Origin of the sequence: Erwinia sp. INIA01 (genome assembly GCF_025947915.1) — a bacterium.
Lineage (GTDB): Bacteria > Pseudomonadota > Gammaproteobacteria > Enterobacterales > Enterobacteriaceae > Erwinia > Erwinia coffeiphila.
The window spans coordinates 87,295-104,833 of record NZ_JAPDNC010000003.1; the positions used below are offsets into that span (position 1 = coordinate 87,295).

Genomic DNA, 17,539 nt, shown 5'->3' on the forward strand with positions numbered 1-17,539 from the left:
TTATGCACGATCAAAGAATTGCGATCGAAACGATCGATGAATCCGGGGCTTTCATGCTGAGTGCGGCAGAGCGCGATGCCATCGAGCATGAAAAGCACCACTATGAAGATGCTCGCGCAGCGTCAATTGAAGCGCTGAAAATCGTTCAGAAACAGCGTGGCTGGGTGCCGGACGGCGCAATCCATGCGATTGCCGACGTGCTGGGCATCCCAGCCAGCGATGTGGAAGGTGTGGCAACGTTTTACAGCCAGATCTACCGCACGCCGGTGGGCCGCCATGTGATCCGCTACTGCGACAGCGTGGTGTGCCACATCACCGGCTTCCAGGGCATTCAGGCCGAGCTGGAAAACAAGCTCAATATCAAGCCGGGCCAGACGACCGCTGACGGGCGCTTTACTCTGCTGCCGACCTGCTGTCTTGGCAACTGCGACAAGGGACCGGTGATGATGGTGGATGAAGATACCCATGTTCATCTGACGCCGGAAGGCCTCGCCAACTTACTGGAGCAGTATCAATGAAAACGATTATTCGTACTGCCGAAACGCATCCGCTGACGTGGCGCATGCGTGAAGATAAGCAGCCGGTATTCTTCGATGAATACCGCAGTAAGAATGGCTATGCCGGTGCTGAAAAAGCGCTGAAGTCCATGTCGCCGGAAGAGATTGTAGGCCAGGTAAAAGACTCCGGTCTGAAAGGCCGCGGCGGTGCGGGCTTCTCCACCGGTTTGAAGTGGAGCCTGATGCCGAAAGATGAATCCATGAACATCCGTTACCTGCTGTGTAACGCCGATGAAATGGAGCCGGGCACCTATAAAGACCGCCTGCTGATGGAGCAGATGCCGCACCAGCTGGTGGAAGGCATGCTGATCGGTGCCTTTGCGCTGAAAGCCTACCGTGGCTACATCTTCCTGCGCGGTGAATACATTGAGGCGGCTGCGAACCTGCGCCGTGCGATTGCCGAAGCGACCGAAGCGGGCCTGCTGGGTAAAAACATCCTCGGTACCGGTTTTGACTTCGAACTTATCGTTCATACCGGTGCGGGCCGCTATATCTGCGGTGAAGAAACGGCGCTGATCAACTCGCTGGAAGGCCGTCGTGCCAACCCGCGCTCCAAGCCGCCGTTCCCGGCTTCAGCCGGTGCATGGGGCAAGCCGACCTGCGTCAACAACGTGGAAACCATCTCTAACGTCCCGGCGATTATTGCTAACGGCGTTGACTGGTACAAAAACATCTCCACCAGTGAAGATGCCGGTACCAAGATGATGGGCTTCTCCGGCCGCGTTAAGAATCCGGGCGTGTGGGAGCTGCCGTTTGGTACCACCGCGCGTGAAATTCTTGAAGATTATGCCGGTGGCATGCGTGACGGCCTGAAGTTTAAGGCGTGGCAGCCGGGTGGAGCAGGGACAGACTTCCTGACCGAACAGCACCTCGACCTGCCGATGGAATTTGCCAGCATTGGTAAAGCCGGTAGTCGTCTGGGTACCGCGCTGGCCATGGCCGTCGACCATGAAATCAATATGGTGTCGCTGGTACGCAATCTGGAAGAGTTCTTTGCCCGTGAATCCTGCGGCTGGTGTACGCCGTGCCGCGATGGCCTGCCGTGGAGTGTGAAAATTCTGCGCGCGCTGGAACGTAAACAGGGACAGCCGGGGGATATCGAAACCCTGCTGCAGCTCTGTCGTCAGCTTGGCCCGGGTAAAACCTTCTGTGCGCATGCACCTGGTGCAGTAGAGCCACTGCAAAGTGCCATCAAATATTTCCGCGAAGAGTTCGAAGCGGGGATGGCACCTCAGGTATACAGCAACGCGCACGCGATTAGCGGCATCCAGCCGAACCTGTTAAAGGCTCGCTGGTAAGCAAAGTTTAACGCCCGTTTTTTATCGGGCCTTACGGAAGCATGTTCACTATGGCTACAATTCATGTAGACGGTAAAGAATATGATGTTGATGGTGCAAACAACCTGCTGCAGGCCTGTTTGTCCCTCGGCTTAGATATTCCTTATTTCTGCTGGCACCCTGCGCTCGGTAGCGTCGGTGCCTGCCGCCAGTGTGCGGTGAAGCAGTTCCAAAATGCCGAAGATACCCGTGGTCGTCTGGTGATGTCCTGCATGACGCCAGCCTCCGACGGTACCTTCATCTCTATTGATGACGGCGAAGCAAAAGAGTTCCGCGAAAGCGTGGTGGAGTGGCTGATGACCAACCACCCGCACGATTGTCCGGTATGTGAAGAGGGGGGTAACTGCCACCTTCAGGATATGACGGTCATGACCGGCCACAGCTTCCGCCGCTACCGTTTTACCAAGCGTACCCACCGCAATCAGGATCTCGGTCCGTTCATTTCTCATGAAATGAACCGCTGTATCGCCTGCTACCGCTGCGTGCGTTACTACAAAGACTACGCAGACGGTAAAGATCTGGGCGTATACGGTGCCCACGACAACGTCTACTTCGGTCGCCCGGAAGACGGCGTGCTGGAAAGTGAATTTTCCGGCAACCTGGTTGAAATCTGCCCGACTGGCGTGTTCACCGATAAAACCCACTCCGAGCGCTACAACCGTAAGTGGGATATGCAGTATGCGCCAAGCATTTGCCAGCAGTGCAGCATCGGCTGTAACACCAGCCCGGGCGAACGCTATGGCGAACTGCGCCGTATCGAAAACCGTTATAACGGCACCGTTAACAGCTACTTCCTTTGCGACCGTGGCCGTTTCGGCTATGGCTACGTCAATCTGAAAGATCGTCCGCGCCAGCCTATGCAGCGCCGTGGCGATGACTGGATCGCCCTGAACGCCGAGCAGGCAATGCAGGGGGCGGCAGACGTGCTGCGTCAGGCCTCCAAAGTGATCGGCATTGGTTCCCCGCGTGCCAGCGTAGAAAGCAACTTTGCCCTGCGCGAGCTGGTCGGTGCTGAAAACTTCTCTACCGGCATCCCGGCAGGAGAGCAGGCCCGTCTGGATCTGATGCTGGAGATCCTGCGCGACGGCGGTATCCATACACCGTCCCTGCACGATATTGAAAGCTACGATGCAGTGCTGGTGCTTGGGGAAGATCTGACCCAGACCGGTGCGCGCGTTGCGCTTGCCGTCCGTCAGGCGGTGAAGGGTAAATCCCGTGAGATGGCAGCGGCGCAGAAAGTGGCCGACTGGCAGATCGCCGCGATCCTCAATATCGGTCAGAACGCTAAACATCCACTGTTTGTGACTAACGTCGACCAGACCCGTCTGGACGATATTGCCGCGTGGAGCTACCGTGCCCCGGTTGAAGACCAGGCGCGTCTGGGCTTTGCGATTGCCCACGAGCTGGATGCCAGTGCACCGGCAGTCAGCGATCTGGATAAGTCACTGAACGGTAAAATCGACGTGATCGTGCAGGCGCTGGCCGGTGCGAAGAAACCGCTTATCGTTTCCGGCACCAACTCCGGCAGCGAAGCGGTGATTCAGGCGGCTGCCAACGTGGCGAAAGCGCTGAAAGGCCGTGGCCAGGATGTCGGTATTACCCTGCTGGCGACCGCCAGTAACAGTATTGGCCTTGGCATGATCGGCGGCCATTCGCTGGATGCTGCACTGCAGGAGCTGGAAAGCGGTTCTGCGGATGCGGTTATCGTGCTGGAAAACGATCTCTATCGTCAGCTGCCGAAAGCTCGGGTCGATGCCGCACTGAAAAATACGCCAAACGTGATTGTTATCGATCACCAGCGTACCGCCACCACTGAAAAAGCCGGTCTGGTTCTCTCCACCGCCAGCTTCGCGGAAAGTGACGGTACCGTGGTGAACCAGGAAGGTCGTGCTCAGCGCTTCTTCCAGGTTTATGACCCGGCTTATTACGACAACAAAGTTGAGATGCTGGAAAGCTGGCGCTGGCTGCACGCGCTGCAAAGCACCATTAACAGCCGCGAGCCGGACTGGACCCAGCTGGATCACGTCATTGATTCCTGCGTGGTTGCGCTGCCGCAGCTGGCGGCGATCAAAGATGCTGCACCGGATGCCAGCTTCCGTATTCGCGGACAGAAACTGTCGCGTTCACCGATTCGCTCCAGTGGACGTACTGCGATGCGCGCCAATATCAGCGTGCATGAACCACGTCAGCCGCAGGATAAAGACACGATGTTTGCCTTCTCGATGGAAGGTAACAACCAGCCGGGTGCGGCACGTTCGCAGATCCCATTTGCCTGGGCTCCAGGCTGGAACTCACCGCAGGCGTGGAACAAATTCCAGGCCGAAGTGGGCGGCAACCTGCGTAATGGCGATCCGGGCGTGCGTCTGTTTGAAGCGGGCCCGTCACAGTTGGATTGGTTTGAGAAAATCCCGGCCGCGTTTGTGGGCAGTGAAAACCGCTGGCGTGTCGCGCCGTACTTCCACCTGTTTGGCAGTGAAGAAATGACCCAGCGCTCACCGGTTATGCAGAAACGTATGCCGGAAGTTTATGTGATGGTTAACCCGAATGATGCGGCGAAACTCGGCGTTAACGCCAACAGCGCTGTTCAGTTCAACTGCCAGGGTGAAACCCTGCGCCTGCCGGTGCGCTTCTCAAGTCACCTGCAGGCAGGGCAGGTCGGTCTGCCGCTGGGCTTACCGGGTATCCCTCCGTTCCTGTCGGGCGCTGAAATCGACAATCTGCAGGAGGCGGCACAATGAGCTGGTTGACACCGGAAGTTATCGACATTTTGATTGCCGTCGGCAAAGCACTGGTCATCCTGATGGTGGTGGTGGCCTGCGGCGCGCTAATGAGCTTTGGCGAACGCCGAATTCTCGGCCTGTTCCAGAACCGCTACGGTCCTAACCGCGTCGGCTGGGGCGGATCGCTGCAGCTGGTGGCGGATATGATCAAAATGTTCTTCAAAGAGGACTGGATACCGCCGTTTACCGACCGTGTGATCTTCACCCTTGCGCCGATGATTGCCTTTACCTCGCTGCTGCTGGCGATGGCAATTGTGCCGGTTACCTCTACCTGGATGGGGGCGGACCTGAATATCGGTCTGCTGTTTTTCCTGATGATGGCCGGTCTGGCGGTTTATGCCGTGCTGTTCGCGGGCTGGTCGAGTAACAACAAATACTCGCTGCTGGGTGCCATGCGCGCCTCGGCCCAGACCCTGAGCTACGAAGTGTTCCTCGGCCTGTCGCTGATGGGCGTAGTGGCGCAGGCTGGCTCGTTCAACATGCTGGATATCGTTAACAGCCAGGAACATATGTGGAACGTGATTCCGCAGTTCTTCGGCTTCCTGACCTTCTGCATCGGCGGCGTAGCGGTGTGTCACCGTCACCCGTTTGACCAGCCGGAAGCTGAACAGGAACTGTCGGACGGTTATCACATTGAATACGCCGGTATGAAATTCGGCCTGTTCTTCGTCGGTGAGTACATCGGTATCGTTACCGTTTCTTCACTGATCGTGACGCTGTTCTTCGGTGGATGGAACGGTCCGTGGCTGCCGCCGATTTTCTGGTTCGCCATCAAAACGGGCTTCTTCATGATGATGTTCATTTTGATCCGTGCTGCGTTACCGCGTCCGCGCTATGACCAGATGATGTCGTTCGGCTGGAAAGTTTGTCTGCCGTTGACGCTGTTGAACCTGCTGGCGACTGCCGCAGTGATTCTGTACACGGCGCAGTAAGGGGTTAAGAACATGACATTAAAAGACATTGCCGTTGGTTTCGGTACAACAGTACGCAGTATCTGGCTGATTGGTCTGAACGCCTTCGCCAAGCGCGAAACCATGATGTACCCGGAAGAGCCGGTTTATCTGCCGCCGCGCTTCCGTGGACGTATTGTGCTGACGCGTGACCCGGACGGCCAGGAGCGCTGCGTTGCCTGTAACCTGTGTGCGGTTGCCTGTCCTGTTGGCTGTATCTCGCTGCAAAAAGCCGAGATGCAGGATGGCCGCTGGTACCCGGAATTCTTCCGTATTAACTTCTCGCGCTGCATTTTCTGTGGCCTGTGTGAAGAGGCTTGCCCGACCACTGCGATTCAGCTTACCCCGGACTTCGAGCTGGGCGAGTTTAAGCGTCAGGATCTGGTGTATGAAAAAGACGACCTGTTGATCTCCGGTCCGGGCAAATATCCGGAATATAACTTCTACCGGATGGCGGGTATGGCGATTGATGGTAAAGACAAAGGCTTTGCTGAAAACGAAGCTAAACCTATCGACGTCAAGGGCTTGTTACCTTAAGGAGCCAGGCATGGAATTTGCGTTTTATCTTTGCGGACTGGTAGCGGTGCTGGCGACGTTGCGCGTTATCACCCATACCAACCCGGTACATGCGTTGCTGTACCTGATCGTCTCTTTGCTGGCGGTGTCCGGTGTGTTTTTCTCGCTCGGGGCTTACTTCGCCGGTGCGCTGGAGATCATCGTTTATGCCGGCGCGATCATGGTGCTGTTCGTCTTCGTCGTGATGATGCTGAACCTCGGCGGTGCGGAAGTGCAGCAGGAGCGTGAATGGCTGAAGCCGGGTGCGTGGGTTGGGCCGGGCCTGCTGTCGCTGGTGCTGCTGGTGGTGCTGGTTTACGCCATTCGCACCGTGAATGACCAGGGTATTGACGGCACGATGATCGATGCCAAGCAGGTCGGTATCAGCCTGTTCGGGCCTTACGTACTGGCGGTAGAGCTGGCTTCTATGCTGTTGCTGGCCGGTCTGGTGGTGGCATTCCATATCGGTCGCGAACAGCGTGCAGGTGAACTGCTGAGCAACCGTCCGGACGACGCGTTAAAAAGTAAGAAGGAGGAGAGAGTATGATCCCTCTGCAACATGGACTGATTCTGGCGGCCGTGCTGTTTGTTCTTGGACTGACCGCCGTCACTATCCGTCGCAATATGCTGTTTATGTTGATCGGCCTCGAAATCATGATTAACGCTGCGGCACTGGCGTTTGTGGTTGCGGGGAGCTACTGGGGTCAGGCAGACGGTCAGGTGATGTTTATCCTGGCGATCAGCCTGGCGGCTGCCGAGGCCAGTATCGGCCTGGCGCTGCTGCTGCAGTTACATCGCCGCAGCCAGAACCTCAACATTGACAAAGTGAGCGAGATGCGCGGATGAACCTTCTCTATTTAACAATCCTGTTTCCGCTGATCGGCTTCCTTCTGCTGGCGTTCTCTCGTGGCCGCTGGTCGGAAAATCTGTCAGCTACCGTGGGAATGGGTTCCGTCGGACTGGCGGCGCTGGTCACGGCTTATGCCGGGATCGACTTTTTCAATAATGGACAGCAGGTGTTTAACCAGGCGCTGTGGACCTGGATGCACGTTGGCAACTTCAAAATCGACGTTAACCTGACGCTGGACGGCCTGTCGCTGACCATGCTGTCGGTGGTGACCGGCGTTGGCTTCTTCATCCACATGTTTGCCTCCTGGTACATGCGTGGAGAAGAGGGCTACTCGCGCTTCTTCGCCTATACCAACCTGTTTATCGCCAGCATGGTGGTTCTGGTGCTGGCCGACAACCTGATGCTGATGTATCTCGGTTGGGAAGGTGTGGGCCTGTGCTCCTACCTGCTGATCGGTTTCTACTATACCGAGTCGAAAAACGGCGCGGCGGCGATGAAGGCGTTTATCATTACCCGCGTCGGTGACGTGTTCCTGGCATTTGCGTTGTTTATTCTCTACAACGAGCTGGGCACGCTGAACTTCCGCGAAATGGTCGAGCTGGCTCCGGCACACTTTGCGGCTGACAACCATATGCTGCAGTGGGCCACGCTGATGCTGTTAGGCGGTGCGGTCGGTAAATCCGCTCAGCTGCCGTTGCAGACCTGGCTGGCCGATGCGATGGCGGGTCCAACCCCGGTATCTGCACTGATCCACGCTGCTACGATGGTTACCGCCGGTGTTTACCTGATTGCGCGTACCCACGGCCTGTTCCTGCTGACGCCTGAAGTACTGCATCTGGTCGGCATTATCGGCGCGATCACGCTGGTTCTGGCAGGCTTTGCCGCGCTGGTGCAAACCGACATCAAACGCGTGCTGGCTTATTCAACCATGAGCCAGATTGGCTATATGTTCCTTGCGCTGGGTGTTCAGGCGTGGGATGCGGCTATCTTCCACCTGATGACCCACGCGTTCTTTAAAGCGCTGCTGTTCCTCTCGTCCGGTTCGGTGATCCTTGCCTGCCACCACGAGCAGAACATCTTTAAAATGGGTGGCCTGCGTAAGAGCATTCCGCTGGTGTACGTCTGCTTCCTGGTGGGCGGTGCGGCACTGTCGGCGCTGCCGCTGATTACCGCAGGCTTCTTCAGTAAGGATGAAATTCTGGCGGGTGCGCTGGCGAACGGCCATATCAATCTGATGGTTGCGGGCCTGGCGGGCGCCTTTATGACGTCTCTCTATACCTTCCGTATGATCTTTATTACCTTCCACGGTAAAGAAAAAATTCATGCTCACGCAGGGAAAGGGATCACGCACCATCTGCCGCTGATTGTGCTGTTAGTTCTCTCAACCTTTATTGGTGCGATGATCGTACCACCGCTGAAAGGCGTACTGCCGGAGACCACTGAACTGGCCCACGGCAGCGTGATGATGCTGGAAATTGCCTCCGGCGTGGTGGCGATTGTCGGTATTCTGCTGGCCGCCGCGCTGTGGCTGGGCAAACGTACGCTGGTGACTGCGATTGCTAACAGCGCGCCGGGCCGTTTCTTCTCCACATGGTGGTTTGCCGCCTGGGGCTTCGACTGGCTGTATGACAAAGTCTTCGTTAAGCCTTACCTCGGCATTGCCCGGCTGCTGCAGCGCGATCCGCTCAATTCAGTGATGAATGTTCCGGCGATTCTCGCGCGTGTAGGCAACAAAGGCCTGGTGATCAGCGAAAACGGCTATCTGCGCTGGTATCTTGCCGCGACGAGCATCGGTGCCGTTGTCGTCCTGTATCTGCTGATGGTGCTGTAAAGGTTAGTGAGTTGGGGTGGAGCTGAGCTTCGCCCCAGTAGAAAAATTCGAAATAAAGGGAACAAACCGCCATGTTATTACCTTGGCTTATAATCCTCCCCTTCGTCGGTGGTCTGTTGTGCTGGCAGCTCGAACGCTTTGGTCCCAAAGTGCCGCGCTGGATTGCATTGATCGCGATGGGGCTGACGCTGGTGCTGTCACTGCAGCTGTGGATGCAGGGTGGCTACTCACTGACCCAGGCTTCCGGATTGCCGCAGTGGCAATCTGAATTCAACGTGCCGTGGATTCCGCGTTTCGGTATTCATTTCCATCTGGCGCTGGATGGTTTGTCGCTGCTGATGGTGGTACTGACCGGCCTGCTTGGTCTGATGGCGATTCTTTGTTCATGGAACGAAATCGAGAAGTGGCAGGGCTTTTTCCACCTGAATCTGCTGTGGATTCTGGGTGGCGTTATCGGCGTATTCCTTGCCGTCGATCTGTTCCTGTTCTTCTTCTTCTGGGAAATGATGCTGGTGCCGATGTACTTCCTGATCGCGCTCTGGGGCCATAAAGCCTCCGACGGGAAGACGCGTATTACCGCAGCAACCAAGTTCTTCATTTATACCCAGGCAAGCGGCCTGATCATGCTGATCGCTATTCTGGCGCTGGTATTCGTTCACTACAACGCCACCGGCGTGTGGACCTTCAACTATGAAGATCTGCTGAAAACGCCAATGTCGCATACGGTTGAATATGTACTGATGCTCGGCTTCTTTATCGCCTTCGCGGTAAAAATGCCGGTGGTGCCGCTGCACGGCTGGTTACCTGACGCACACAGTCAGGCTCCGACCGCAGGTTCTGTTGACCTTGCAGGTATTCTGTTAAAAACCGCCGCTTATGGTCTGCTGCGCTTTGCTCTGCCGTTGTTCCCGAATGCTTCCGCGGAGTTTGCGCCGATTGCCATGTGGCTGGGGATTATCGGCATCTTCTACGGTGCATGGATGGCGTTCTCTCAGTACGATATTAAACGCCTGATCGCCTATACCTCGATCTCCCATATGGGCTTTGTACTGATTGCCATCTACACCGGCAGCCAGCTGGCTTACCAGGGCGCGGTGATTCAGATGATTGCGCACGGCCTGTCTGCGGCGGCGCTGTTTATTCTGTGTGGTCAGCTGTATGAGCGTCTGCATACGCGTGATATGCGCCAGATGGGTGGCCTGTGGTCGCGCATCAAATGGCTGCCGGGCCTGTCGCTGTTCTTCGCGGTGGCAAACCTGGGGATGCCGGGTACCGGTAACTTCGTTGGTGAGTTTATGATCCTCACCGGAAGTTTCCAGAGCGTGCCGACGATCATTCTGATCGCCACGTTTGGACTGGTGTTTGCGTCGGTTTACTCACTGATCATGATGCAGCGCGCTTACTACGGTGCGCCTAAATCAGATACGCCACTGCGCGGCATGTCAGCGCGGGAGTTCCTGATGATCATGGTGCTGGTTGTCCTGCTGGTGCTGCTGGGCGTTTATCCGCAGCCGATTCTGGATACCTCCCACGCTGCGATGAGTAACATCCAGCAGTGGTTTACCGCTTCAATTTCAACTACAAGGCCGTAATTCGCCATGACAATAACTCCTCAACAACTGATCGCACTTCTGCCGCTGCTGATCGTCGGATTGACGGTGGTAGTTGTGATGCTGTCCATTGCGTGGCGACGCAACCATTTCGTCAATGCAACACTGGCGGTGATTGGCCTGAACCTGGCGCTGTTATCCCTTTACTTTGTCGGCCAGGCAGGGCCAATGGATGTTACCCCGCTGCTGCGGGTGGACGGCTATGCCATTCTCTATACCGGCCTGGTGATCCTTGCCAGCCTGGCGACCTGTACTTTTGCCTATCCGTGGCTGGCTACTTACCCGGATAACCGTGAAGAGTTCTATCTGCTGGTGCTGATTGCCGCACTGGGCGGCATCGTGCTGGCCAGTGCCAACCACCTGGCGTCGCTGTTTATTGGTATTGAGCTGATCTCCCTGCCGCTGTTTGGTCTGGTGGGCTACGCCTTCCAGCAGAAACGCTCGCTGGAAGCTGCCATCAAGTACACCATCCTCTCTGCCGCAGCATCTTCATTCCTGCTGTTCGGTATGGCGCTGGTGTATGCCGATTCCGGTAACCTTGGCTTTGTGGCGCTGGGCAAAAGCCTGAACGACGGTCTGATTCATCAACCTCTGCTGCTGGCGGGTCTTGGCCTGATGATCGTGGGCTTTGGCTTTAAGCTGTCGCTGGTTCCGTTCCATCTGTGGACACCGGACGTGTATCAGGGCGCACCTGCTCCGGTAACCACGTTCCTCGCTACCGCCAGTAAAATCGCTATCTTCGCCGTGCTGATGCGCCTGTTTATGTACGCGCCGATGACCGACAGCGAAGGCGTGCGCACGGTACTGGGTATCATTGCCGTGGCCTCGATGCTGTTCGGGAACCTGATGGCGATTTCGCAGAGCAACATCAAGCGTATGCTGGGTTACTCCTCGATTGCACATATGGGTTACCTGCTGGTTGCGCTGGTTGCCGTTCAGACTCATCAGCTGTCGCTGGAAACCGTCGGTGTTTACCTGGCTGGCTATCTGTTCAGCAGCCTGGGCGCTTTCGGGGTGGTCAGCATGATGTCCAGCCCGTATAGCGGACCGGATGCGGATTCACTTTACTCGTACCGCGGTCTGTTCTGGCATCGTCCAATACTGTCTGCTGTGATGACGGTGGTGATGCTGTCGCTGGCAGGTATTCCAATGACGCTGGGCTTTATCGGTAAATTCTACGTGCTGGCAGTGGGCGTGAGCGCCGATCTGTGGTGGTTGACCGGTGCTGTGGTGCTCGGTAGTGCCATTGGTCTGTACTACTATCTGCGCGTCACCGTCAGTCTGTACCTGACACCGCCGGAAATGGCGATGCGCGATGCGCCTTCAAACTGGGCGTTTACCGCCGGTGGGATTGTGGTGCTGATCTCTGCAATTCTGGTGTTGTTGCTGGGTGTTTATCCGCAGCCGCTGATTTCGCTGGTCAATCTTGCACAGCCGCTAATGTAAGTTAAGGCATTCCAGGTAATAATCGGGCCCTTGTGGCCCGATTTTTTTTGCTCTGAGGAATTGTATGGATCTGAACTGGCACGATTTACACCATAGCGAACTCAGTACCAGCCAGCTTTATCAGCTGCTGGCGCTGCGTAATGCGGTCTTTATTGTTGAGCAGCAGTGCCCGTATCTGGATATCGACGGGGCGGATCTCAGCGGCGAGAACCGGCATCTTTTGGGAATTATTGACGATCGTCTGGTGGCCTATGCGCGAATTCTGGTACCAAAGGAGGCCGACCAGCCGGTGAAGATCGGACGGGTCATTATTTCCGGCGAAGCCCGGGGACTTAATCTGGGCAGCAGGCTGATGGAGCAGGCGCTCGACAGCTGTGAACGTCACTGGCCGAAGCGGCCGATTTTCCTGTCGGCGCAGGCGCATCTGCAACGGTTTTATGGCCGACTGGGATTTGTGGCGGTTAGCGGTGAATATCTTGAAGATGATATTCCGCATGTCGATATGCTACGGGCAGGCTAATCAGGCTCAGCGGGTTCAGCAGAATAAGCAGGGATCGGCGGGCTGGCTTAAGCCCAGAATTAACGCTGGATTTTAGCCGCTTTGGTAGAAGCGTTCCCGGAGAAAATGCACCGCGGATTTCATAAAAAGGCGGCCTATGAAAGGCCGCCTTGTCGCATTCCCCGGCTTGTCGTGAGACGCCCGCGTCGTTAACCGGCGGTCATAATCCGATCGTCGACGTATTTGCGCTTATCCGGCGGCGGCGGGAAGTACTGATACAGCCAGGTCTCGCTCAGCGTGTCGTCTTTGGTGCGCAGGAACATACGCATATTCACCGGCGCGGTTGAATCACTGTTCGGATACCAGTCAAACAAAATACGATAGCCGTTGATTGGCTCAACGTAGAGGATTTCAACCTGTTTGAGCGTACCTGAGGTGACTTCGATTACCGGCTCAATACCCTTCGGCGCGGCGGCTTTCAGATCGCCACCGACGAAGTCAACGGCGAAACGACGCGCCCAGACGTCCGGATAGTGTTCACCCGGTGCCCAGCCTTCCGGGAAGCCACCCATACCGGTGCGGGTAGCATTAACCCGCGCCAGACCGCTGCGAACCGGCGGCAGGCCGCTCCAGTAAAGTTTGTACTGGAAGCTGTGCTCGCTCCCGGCCTTGATCGGTTCAGCAGGCTGCCAGAAGCAGACGATATTATCCAGCGTCTCTCCCGTGGTCGGGATCTCCATCAGGTTGACTGCGCCTTTGCCCCATTTTCCAACCGGCTCCACCCACAGACTCGGACGCTTGTTGTACCAGCCGATCACGTCCTGATAGTCCTGGAAATCATGATTGAGCTGTAACATGCCGAAGCCGCGCGGGTTTTCATCCTGGTAGGCGTTAAAGGTCAGGCGCTGCGGGTTGTTCAGCGGGCGGCAGATCCACTCACCGGCACCGGTCCACATGGCCAGACGATCGGAGTCGTGGATCTGCGGATGGATGGTGTCGCACATGCGGCGCTCGTTGTTGCCGCAGCTGAACATGGTGGTCATCGGCGCGATACCCAGCTGCCAGATATCCTTGCGCGCATAGATATGGTTTTCCACCTCCATCACCACCCGCTTTTCCTCGCAGTGGATGATGAACTTAAACGCGCCGGTGCAGCTTGCGCCATCCAGCAGAGTGTAGACGGTGAAGGTGGTGTCATCGGCTTTTGGCGTTTCGAACCAGAAGGCGGTGAAGTCTGGGAACTCTTCTTTACCGTTGCTGAAGGTATCAATCGCCACGCCGCGAGCCGAAAGCCCGTACTGATAGGTTTCATCCACCGCGCGGAAGTAGCTGGCCCCCAGGAAGGAGACGATATCGCGGCGAGCCAGTTCAGGCTTTTTAAAGGCACGGAATCCGGCGAAGCCGAGGTCGGTTTTTCCTTCCAGCTGGGCGGTATCAACGTGCGCATTATTGTAGTTGAACAGCTCGGGGCGGAAATGGATCTCACGCGCTTCGCGGCTGCCGCTGTCCACGGAGAACATGCGGATGCGGCGTTTGAATCCCATCCCCACGTGGAAGAACTGAACGCCAAGCTGACGGTTATCGATGCCGTTCCACAGCGAGTGGTTGGCATCGTACTGGATTTCGTTATAGGCCTGAGGCGTTAAGGTGGCCAGGGTTTGCGGCAGCGGAGCCGGCGCGCCACCGTAAGGTTTTTTCGCCAGATCGGCGGCTAATTTTTTGAGCACGTCAAAATCAAATCGCACTGCGGTACCGTCGGCAATCTCGCTGTCTGCCCAGGCGGCCTGGGAGAACAGGGTGGAGATACCAGACATTCCACTTAAGGTGGCGAATGCCATTGACGCTTTCATAAACATTCTTCGATTCATGCCAGAAATCATATCCTTTGCTGAACGGAGCTTGTGTTGACTGTCGCGCGTACTTCACGCATTCGCGTCGCCGGATTTGGCCCGACTACAGGGAGTTACGACAGCTTGCCTGGTGACTAATTCAGTACAGGCAAAATTTATCAGATAAATCCAAAAACCGCAGTGATTTCCACGGCTGACCTGCGCGGAAGCTGCAATAAACAGCATCTTTGACGAGGATCGACGACGCCTGGACGCGGGGCTCTCAGGGATAACAGGCCCTTTTTGCCATGCAGCCCGAAAAATAGGGTCTATAGTTAGTCAGCAAGCAATGTGTAATTCGCCCACGGAGGATGACAATGGCTACACAGACTGAACCGCAAGAGACTCGACTGGATGACGATCTGGCTTTGCTGACCAAAACGCTGGAAGAAGTGTTGAAGTCATCGGGCGATCCGGCTGACCAGAAATATGTTGAACTTAAGGCCAGAGCGGAGAATTCGCTTCATGAAGTGAAATCGCGCATCAGCAATGCGTCTGATACTTACTATTACCGCGCGCGTCAGGCGGTTTCCCGTGCTGATGACTACGTTCACGACAAACCGTGGCAGGGCATCGGTGTTGGTGCCACGCTGGGTCTGGTGATCGGACTGCTGCTGGCTCGTCGTTAATTTATAACGCCCCGGTGCCCTTTTACGGGCACCTGATTTTTGCTAAATATCCCGCTGCCGTTCCCCCCGTTTTTACTCTGATGAAAACCTGCGTAATACTGGTTCAAATCAAAAAGATCGCAAAAACGCCTGCTTATAATGACTTCAGTCAAATTGATCTGGAGTGGCAATGTCGCACGCAACGTTCAATCGCCGCTGGGCTACCGTTCTTGTTGAAGCGCTTACCCGGCACGATATCCGGCATGTTTGTATTGCGTCCGGATCGCGTTCGGCCCCCCTGGTGCTGGCCGCTGCTGCCAATGATAAACTGGTCTGCCACACCCACTTCGATGAGCGCGGTCTTGGCTTTTTAGCGCTGGGGCTGGCAAAAAGCAGTGGGCAGCGGGTGGCCGTTATTGTTACCTCAGGCACGGCGGTGGCCAATCTCTATCCCGCGCTGGTGGAAGCCGGTCAGGGCGGTGAAAAGCTGGTAGTGATTACCGCAGACCGTCCGACCGAGCTGATTGGCTGCGGAGCCAATCAGGCTATCGAACAGCAGGGTATTTTTGCCAGCCACGTCACCGCCGCACTGAATCTTCCCCGACCGACTCCCGATATTCCGGCGCGCTGGCTGGTGTCCTCGCTGGATACGCTGCTGGCCGGGCAGAAAAGCGGTGCCGTACATATTAACTGCCCGTTTGCCGAACCGCTGTACGGTGAGGATGAAGGAGAGTTCCTGGCATGGGCTAATGAGCTGGGTGACTGGTGGCACAGTCCGCATCCCTGGCTCAGCTATCCTGCGCTCGCCGATCTCCCCCTCATGCCGGACTGGTTTTTTGCCCGCCAGCAGCGTGGCGTGGTCATCGTTGGCAGAGTCTCTGCCACCGAGGGGCAGCAGATTAGCGAATGGGCTGAACAGCTTGGCTGGCCGCTGCTGGGCGATGTTCTGTCGCAGAGCGGCCAGCCGCTACCGCATTCCGCGCTCTGGCTTGCACATCCTCGGGCACGCCGGGCGCTGAATGACGCGCAGCTGGTGGTACAGTTCGGCAGCAGTCTGACCAGCCGTAACCTCTTGCAATTCCAGCAGCAGTGCCGGCCGGCTAAATGGTGGTTAATCGATCCGCTCCCCGGCCAGCGCGATCCCGCTTTTCATCAGGGGATTCGGGTACAGGCCCGCGCGGGCGAGTGGCTGGCAAAACATCCGGCAATGCCGCGCCAGCCCTGGTGCCCGCAGCTTCAGGAACTGGCAGACAAAACTGACCGTTACCTGAAGCAGCATCTGACCGCCTTTGGCGAGGCGCAGCTGGCACGCCGACTGCCGGAGCTGCTGGCTGAGAAAGGCGCGTTGTTTATCGGTAACAGCCTGGTAATCCGGCTGGTGGATGCGCTGGCCCGTCTGCCTGTGGGGTATCCGGTATACAGCAATCGTGGTGCCAGCGGTATCGACGGGCTGACTGCTTCCGCCGCTGGCGTTCAGCGCGGGCTTGGGCAGCCGCTATTGCTGCTGCTGGGGGATCTCTCCGCCCTGTACGATCTGAACAGCCTGGCACTGCTGCAGCGGGCATCCGCTCCGGTTGTGGTGCTGGTGGTGAACAACCAGGGCGGGCAAATATTTTCTCTGCTGCCGACGCCGCAGCATGAACGCGAGCGCTTCTTCGCCATGCCGCCTCGGGTGGATTTCAGCCACGCGGCGGCGGTATTTGGCCTGAACTACCGGCGTGCGGAAAACTGGCCTGATCTGGCCGACGCGGTGAGGGAGGGATTCACGCGCGGCGTTACGCTGGTGGAAGTGGTTTGTGACGGCGATGCGGGTGCGCAGGCCCTGGCTGGTCTACTCAAAGAGGTGATGACCCTGTGATTCTCCATGCGCGGTGGCAGGGACATCATCGCAGCATCAGGCCGGTGCTGGTCTGGCTGCATGGTTTTCTTGGCAGCGCGGATGACTGGCTGCCGGTGCAGCACTACTTCCGACACTGGCCGCTACTCAGCATCGATTTACCGGGGCACGGCGGTTCACAGGCGCAAACCGTCAGCGGTTTTGACGAATTATCGCAGCGTCTGACGGCAACGCTCAACTACCATCAGGTTGAACGCTACTGGCTGATTGGCTACTCCCTCGGGGCTCGTCTGGCTTTTTATCACGCCTGCCGCCACGACGACGGTAGGCTTTGTGGTCTGTTGGCCGAAGCGGGTCACTTTGGCTTAACCCGCCAAAGCGAGCGCGAAACGCGCCGCGAGCACGATTTTGGCTGGGCGCAGCGCTTCCGCCAGCAGCCTTTGCCACGGGTTCTGAGCCAGTGGTATCAACAGCCGGTGTTTGCCGAACTCACCAACCCGCAGCGACAGGCGATGATTAACCGTCGGCTAAACAATCGCGCAGAGGGGCTGGCGACCATGCTGGAAGCCACCTCGCTCTCTGCCCAACCGGATCTGCTGGGGGAGCTGCGGCAAAAAACGATCCCCTTCCACTATCTGTGCGGCGAATGGGACCTTAAATTCTTACAGCTGGCGCAGCAGTCGGGCCTGACTCCGGTGGTGATCCGCGATGCCGGGCACAACACTCACCTGGCAAACCCGATGGCATTCGCCCATCAGCTTTCGCTGTTGCTGAACCACAACTAACAGGA

Annotated in this window: 15 protein-coding genes; 14 read left to right on the forward strand and 1 reads right to left on the reverse strand. The window is 57.0% G+C overall.

Annotation, left to right across the window (positions count from 1 at the left end; genetic code table 11):
- Positions 1-2 precede the first annotated feature (2 nt).
- The 11 genes from nuoE (at position 3) to OMR58_RS06100 (ending at position 12,436) form a co-directional block, all read left to right on the forward strand.
- Positions 3-518, forward strand: coding sequence for an NADH-quinone oxidoreductase subunit NuoE (nuoE, locus tag OMR58_RS06050; RefSeq protein WP_105591273.1), 516 nt, complete (start codon positions 3-5; stop codon positions 516-518).
- Positions 515-1,855, forward strand: coding sequence for an NADH-quinone oxidoreductase subunit NuoF (nuoF, locus tag OMR58_RS06055; protein ID WP_105591274.1), 1,341 nt, complete (start codon positions 515-517; stop codon positions 1,853-1,855). Before nuoE ends, nuoF begins: the two co-directional genes overlap by 4 nt.
- A 50-nt stretch (positions 1,856-1,905) precedes the next feature.
- Positions 1,906-4,632, forward strand: a complete 2,727-nt coding sequence (gene nuoG / locus OMR58_RS06060; RefSeq protein ID WP_264545464.1) for an NADH-quinone oxidoreductase subunit NuoG — start codon at positions 1,906-1,908, stop codon at positions 4,630-4,632.
- On the forward strand, positions 4,629-5,606 hold the full coding sequence (gene nuoH, locus OMR58_RS06065) for an NADH-quinone oxidoreductase subunit NuoH (RefSeq protein ID WP_105591276.1): 978 nt from the start codon (positions 4,629-4,631) through the stop codon (positions 5,604-5,606). Before nuoG ends, nuoH begins: the two co-directional genes overlap by 4 nt.
- A gap of 12 nt (positions 5,607-5,618) precedes the next feature.
- Positions 5,619-6,161 carry an NADH-quinone oxidoreductase subunit NuoI gene (gene nuoI, locus OMR58_RS06070; protein ID WP_105591277.1) on the forward strand — a complete coding sequence of 181 codons (543 nt, stop codon included), beginning with the start codon at positions 5,619-5,621 and terminating at the stop codon, positions 6,159-6,161.
- A gap of 10 nt (positions 6,162-6,171) precedes the next feature.
- A complete protein-coding gene (gene nuoJ / locus OMR58_RS06075; RefSeq protein ID WP_105591278.1) occupies positions 6,172-6,726 on the forward strand; it encodes an NADH-quinone oxidoreductase subunit J in 555 nt (184 codons plus the stop codon).
- Positions 6,723-7,025 (forward strand): NADH-quinone oxidoreductase subunit NuoK, encoded by a 303-nt coding sequence (nuoK, locus tag OMR58_RS06080; RefSeq protein WP_105591279.1) that lies wholly within the window; start codon positions 6,723-6,725, stop codon positions 7,023-7,025. Before nuoJ ends, nuoK begins: the two co-directional genes overlap by 4 nt.
- A complete protein-coding gene (gene nuoL, locus OMR58_RS06085; RefSeq protein WP_205066267.1) occupies positions 7,022-8,860 on the forward strand; it encodes an NADH-quinone oxidoreductase subunit L in 1,839 nt (612 codons plus the stop codon). Before nuoK ends, nuoL begins: the two co-directional genes overlap by 4 nt.
- Before the next feature lie 71 nt (positions 8,861-8,931).
- On the forward strand, positions 8,932-10,452 hold the full coding sequence (nuoM, locus tag OMR58_RS06090) for an NADH-quinone oxidoreductase subunit M (RefSeq protein ID WP_105591281.1): 1,521 nt from the start codon (positions 8,932-8,934) through the stop codon (positions 10,450-10,452).
- 6 nt (positions 10,453-10,458) lie between these two features.
- Positions 10,459-11,916, forward strand: coding sequence for an NADH-quinone oxidoreductase subunit NuoN (gene nuoN / locus OMR58_RS06095; protein ID WP_200561214.1), 1,458 nt, complete (start codon positions 10,459-10,461; stop codon positions 11,914-11,916).
- 64 nt (positions 11,917-11,980) lie between these two features.
- Positions 11,981-12,436: a GNAT family N-acetyltransferase gene (locus OMR58_RS06100; protein ID WP_105591283.1), complete on the forward strand. Its 456-nt coding sequence runs from the start codon at positions 11,981-11,983 to the stop codon at positions 12,434-12,436.
- Between the two features lie 188 nt (positions 12,437-12,624).
- Here the strand turns inward: OMR58_RS06100 and OMR58_RS06105 are convergent, their stop codons facing one another.
- Positions 12,625-14,283: a glucan biosynthesis protein D gene (locus OMR58_RS06105; protein WP_264545465.1), complete on the reverse strand. Its 1,659-nt coding sequence runs from the start codon at positions 14,281-14,283 to the stop codon at positions 12,625-12,627.
- A 338-nt stretch (positions 14,284-14,621) separates the two neighbouring features.
- Here OMR58_RS06105 and elaB point away from each other — a divergent pair, with 338 nt between their 5' ends.
- The 3 genes from elaB to menH all read left to right on the forward strand — a co-directional run bounded on the left by elaB (position 14,622) and on the right by menH (position 17,534).
- The gene (gene elaB, locus OMR58_RS06110) at positions 14,622-14,933 is read left to right on the forward strand and encodes a stress response protein ElaB (protein WP_105591284.1); all 312 of its coding nucleotides are present in this window, start codon (positions 14,622-14,624) and stop codon (positions 14,931-14,933) included.
- Between the two features lie 169 nt (positions 14,934-15,102).
- Positions 15,103-16,770 (forward strand): 2-succinyl-5-enolpyruvyl-6-hydroxy-3-cyclohexene-1-carboxylic-acid synthase, encoded by a 1,668-nt coding sequence (gene menD / locus OMR58_RS06115; protein ID WP_264545466.1) that lies wholly within the window; start codon positions 15,103-15,105, stop codon positions 16,768-16,770.
- The gene (gene menH / locus OMR58_RS06120; protein WP_264545467.1) at positions 16,767-17,534 is read left to right on the forward strand and encodes a 2-succinyl-6-hydroxy-2,4-cyclohexadiene-1-carboxylate synthase; all 768 of its coding nucleotides are present in this window, start codon (positions 16,767-16,769) and stop codon (positions 17,532-17,534) included. Before menD ends, menH begins: the two co-directional genes overlap by 4 nt.
- The last annotated feature ends 5 nt before the right edge of the window (positions 17,535-17,539 follow it).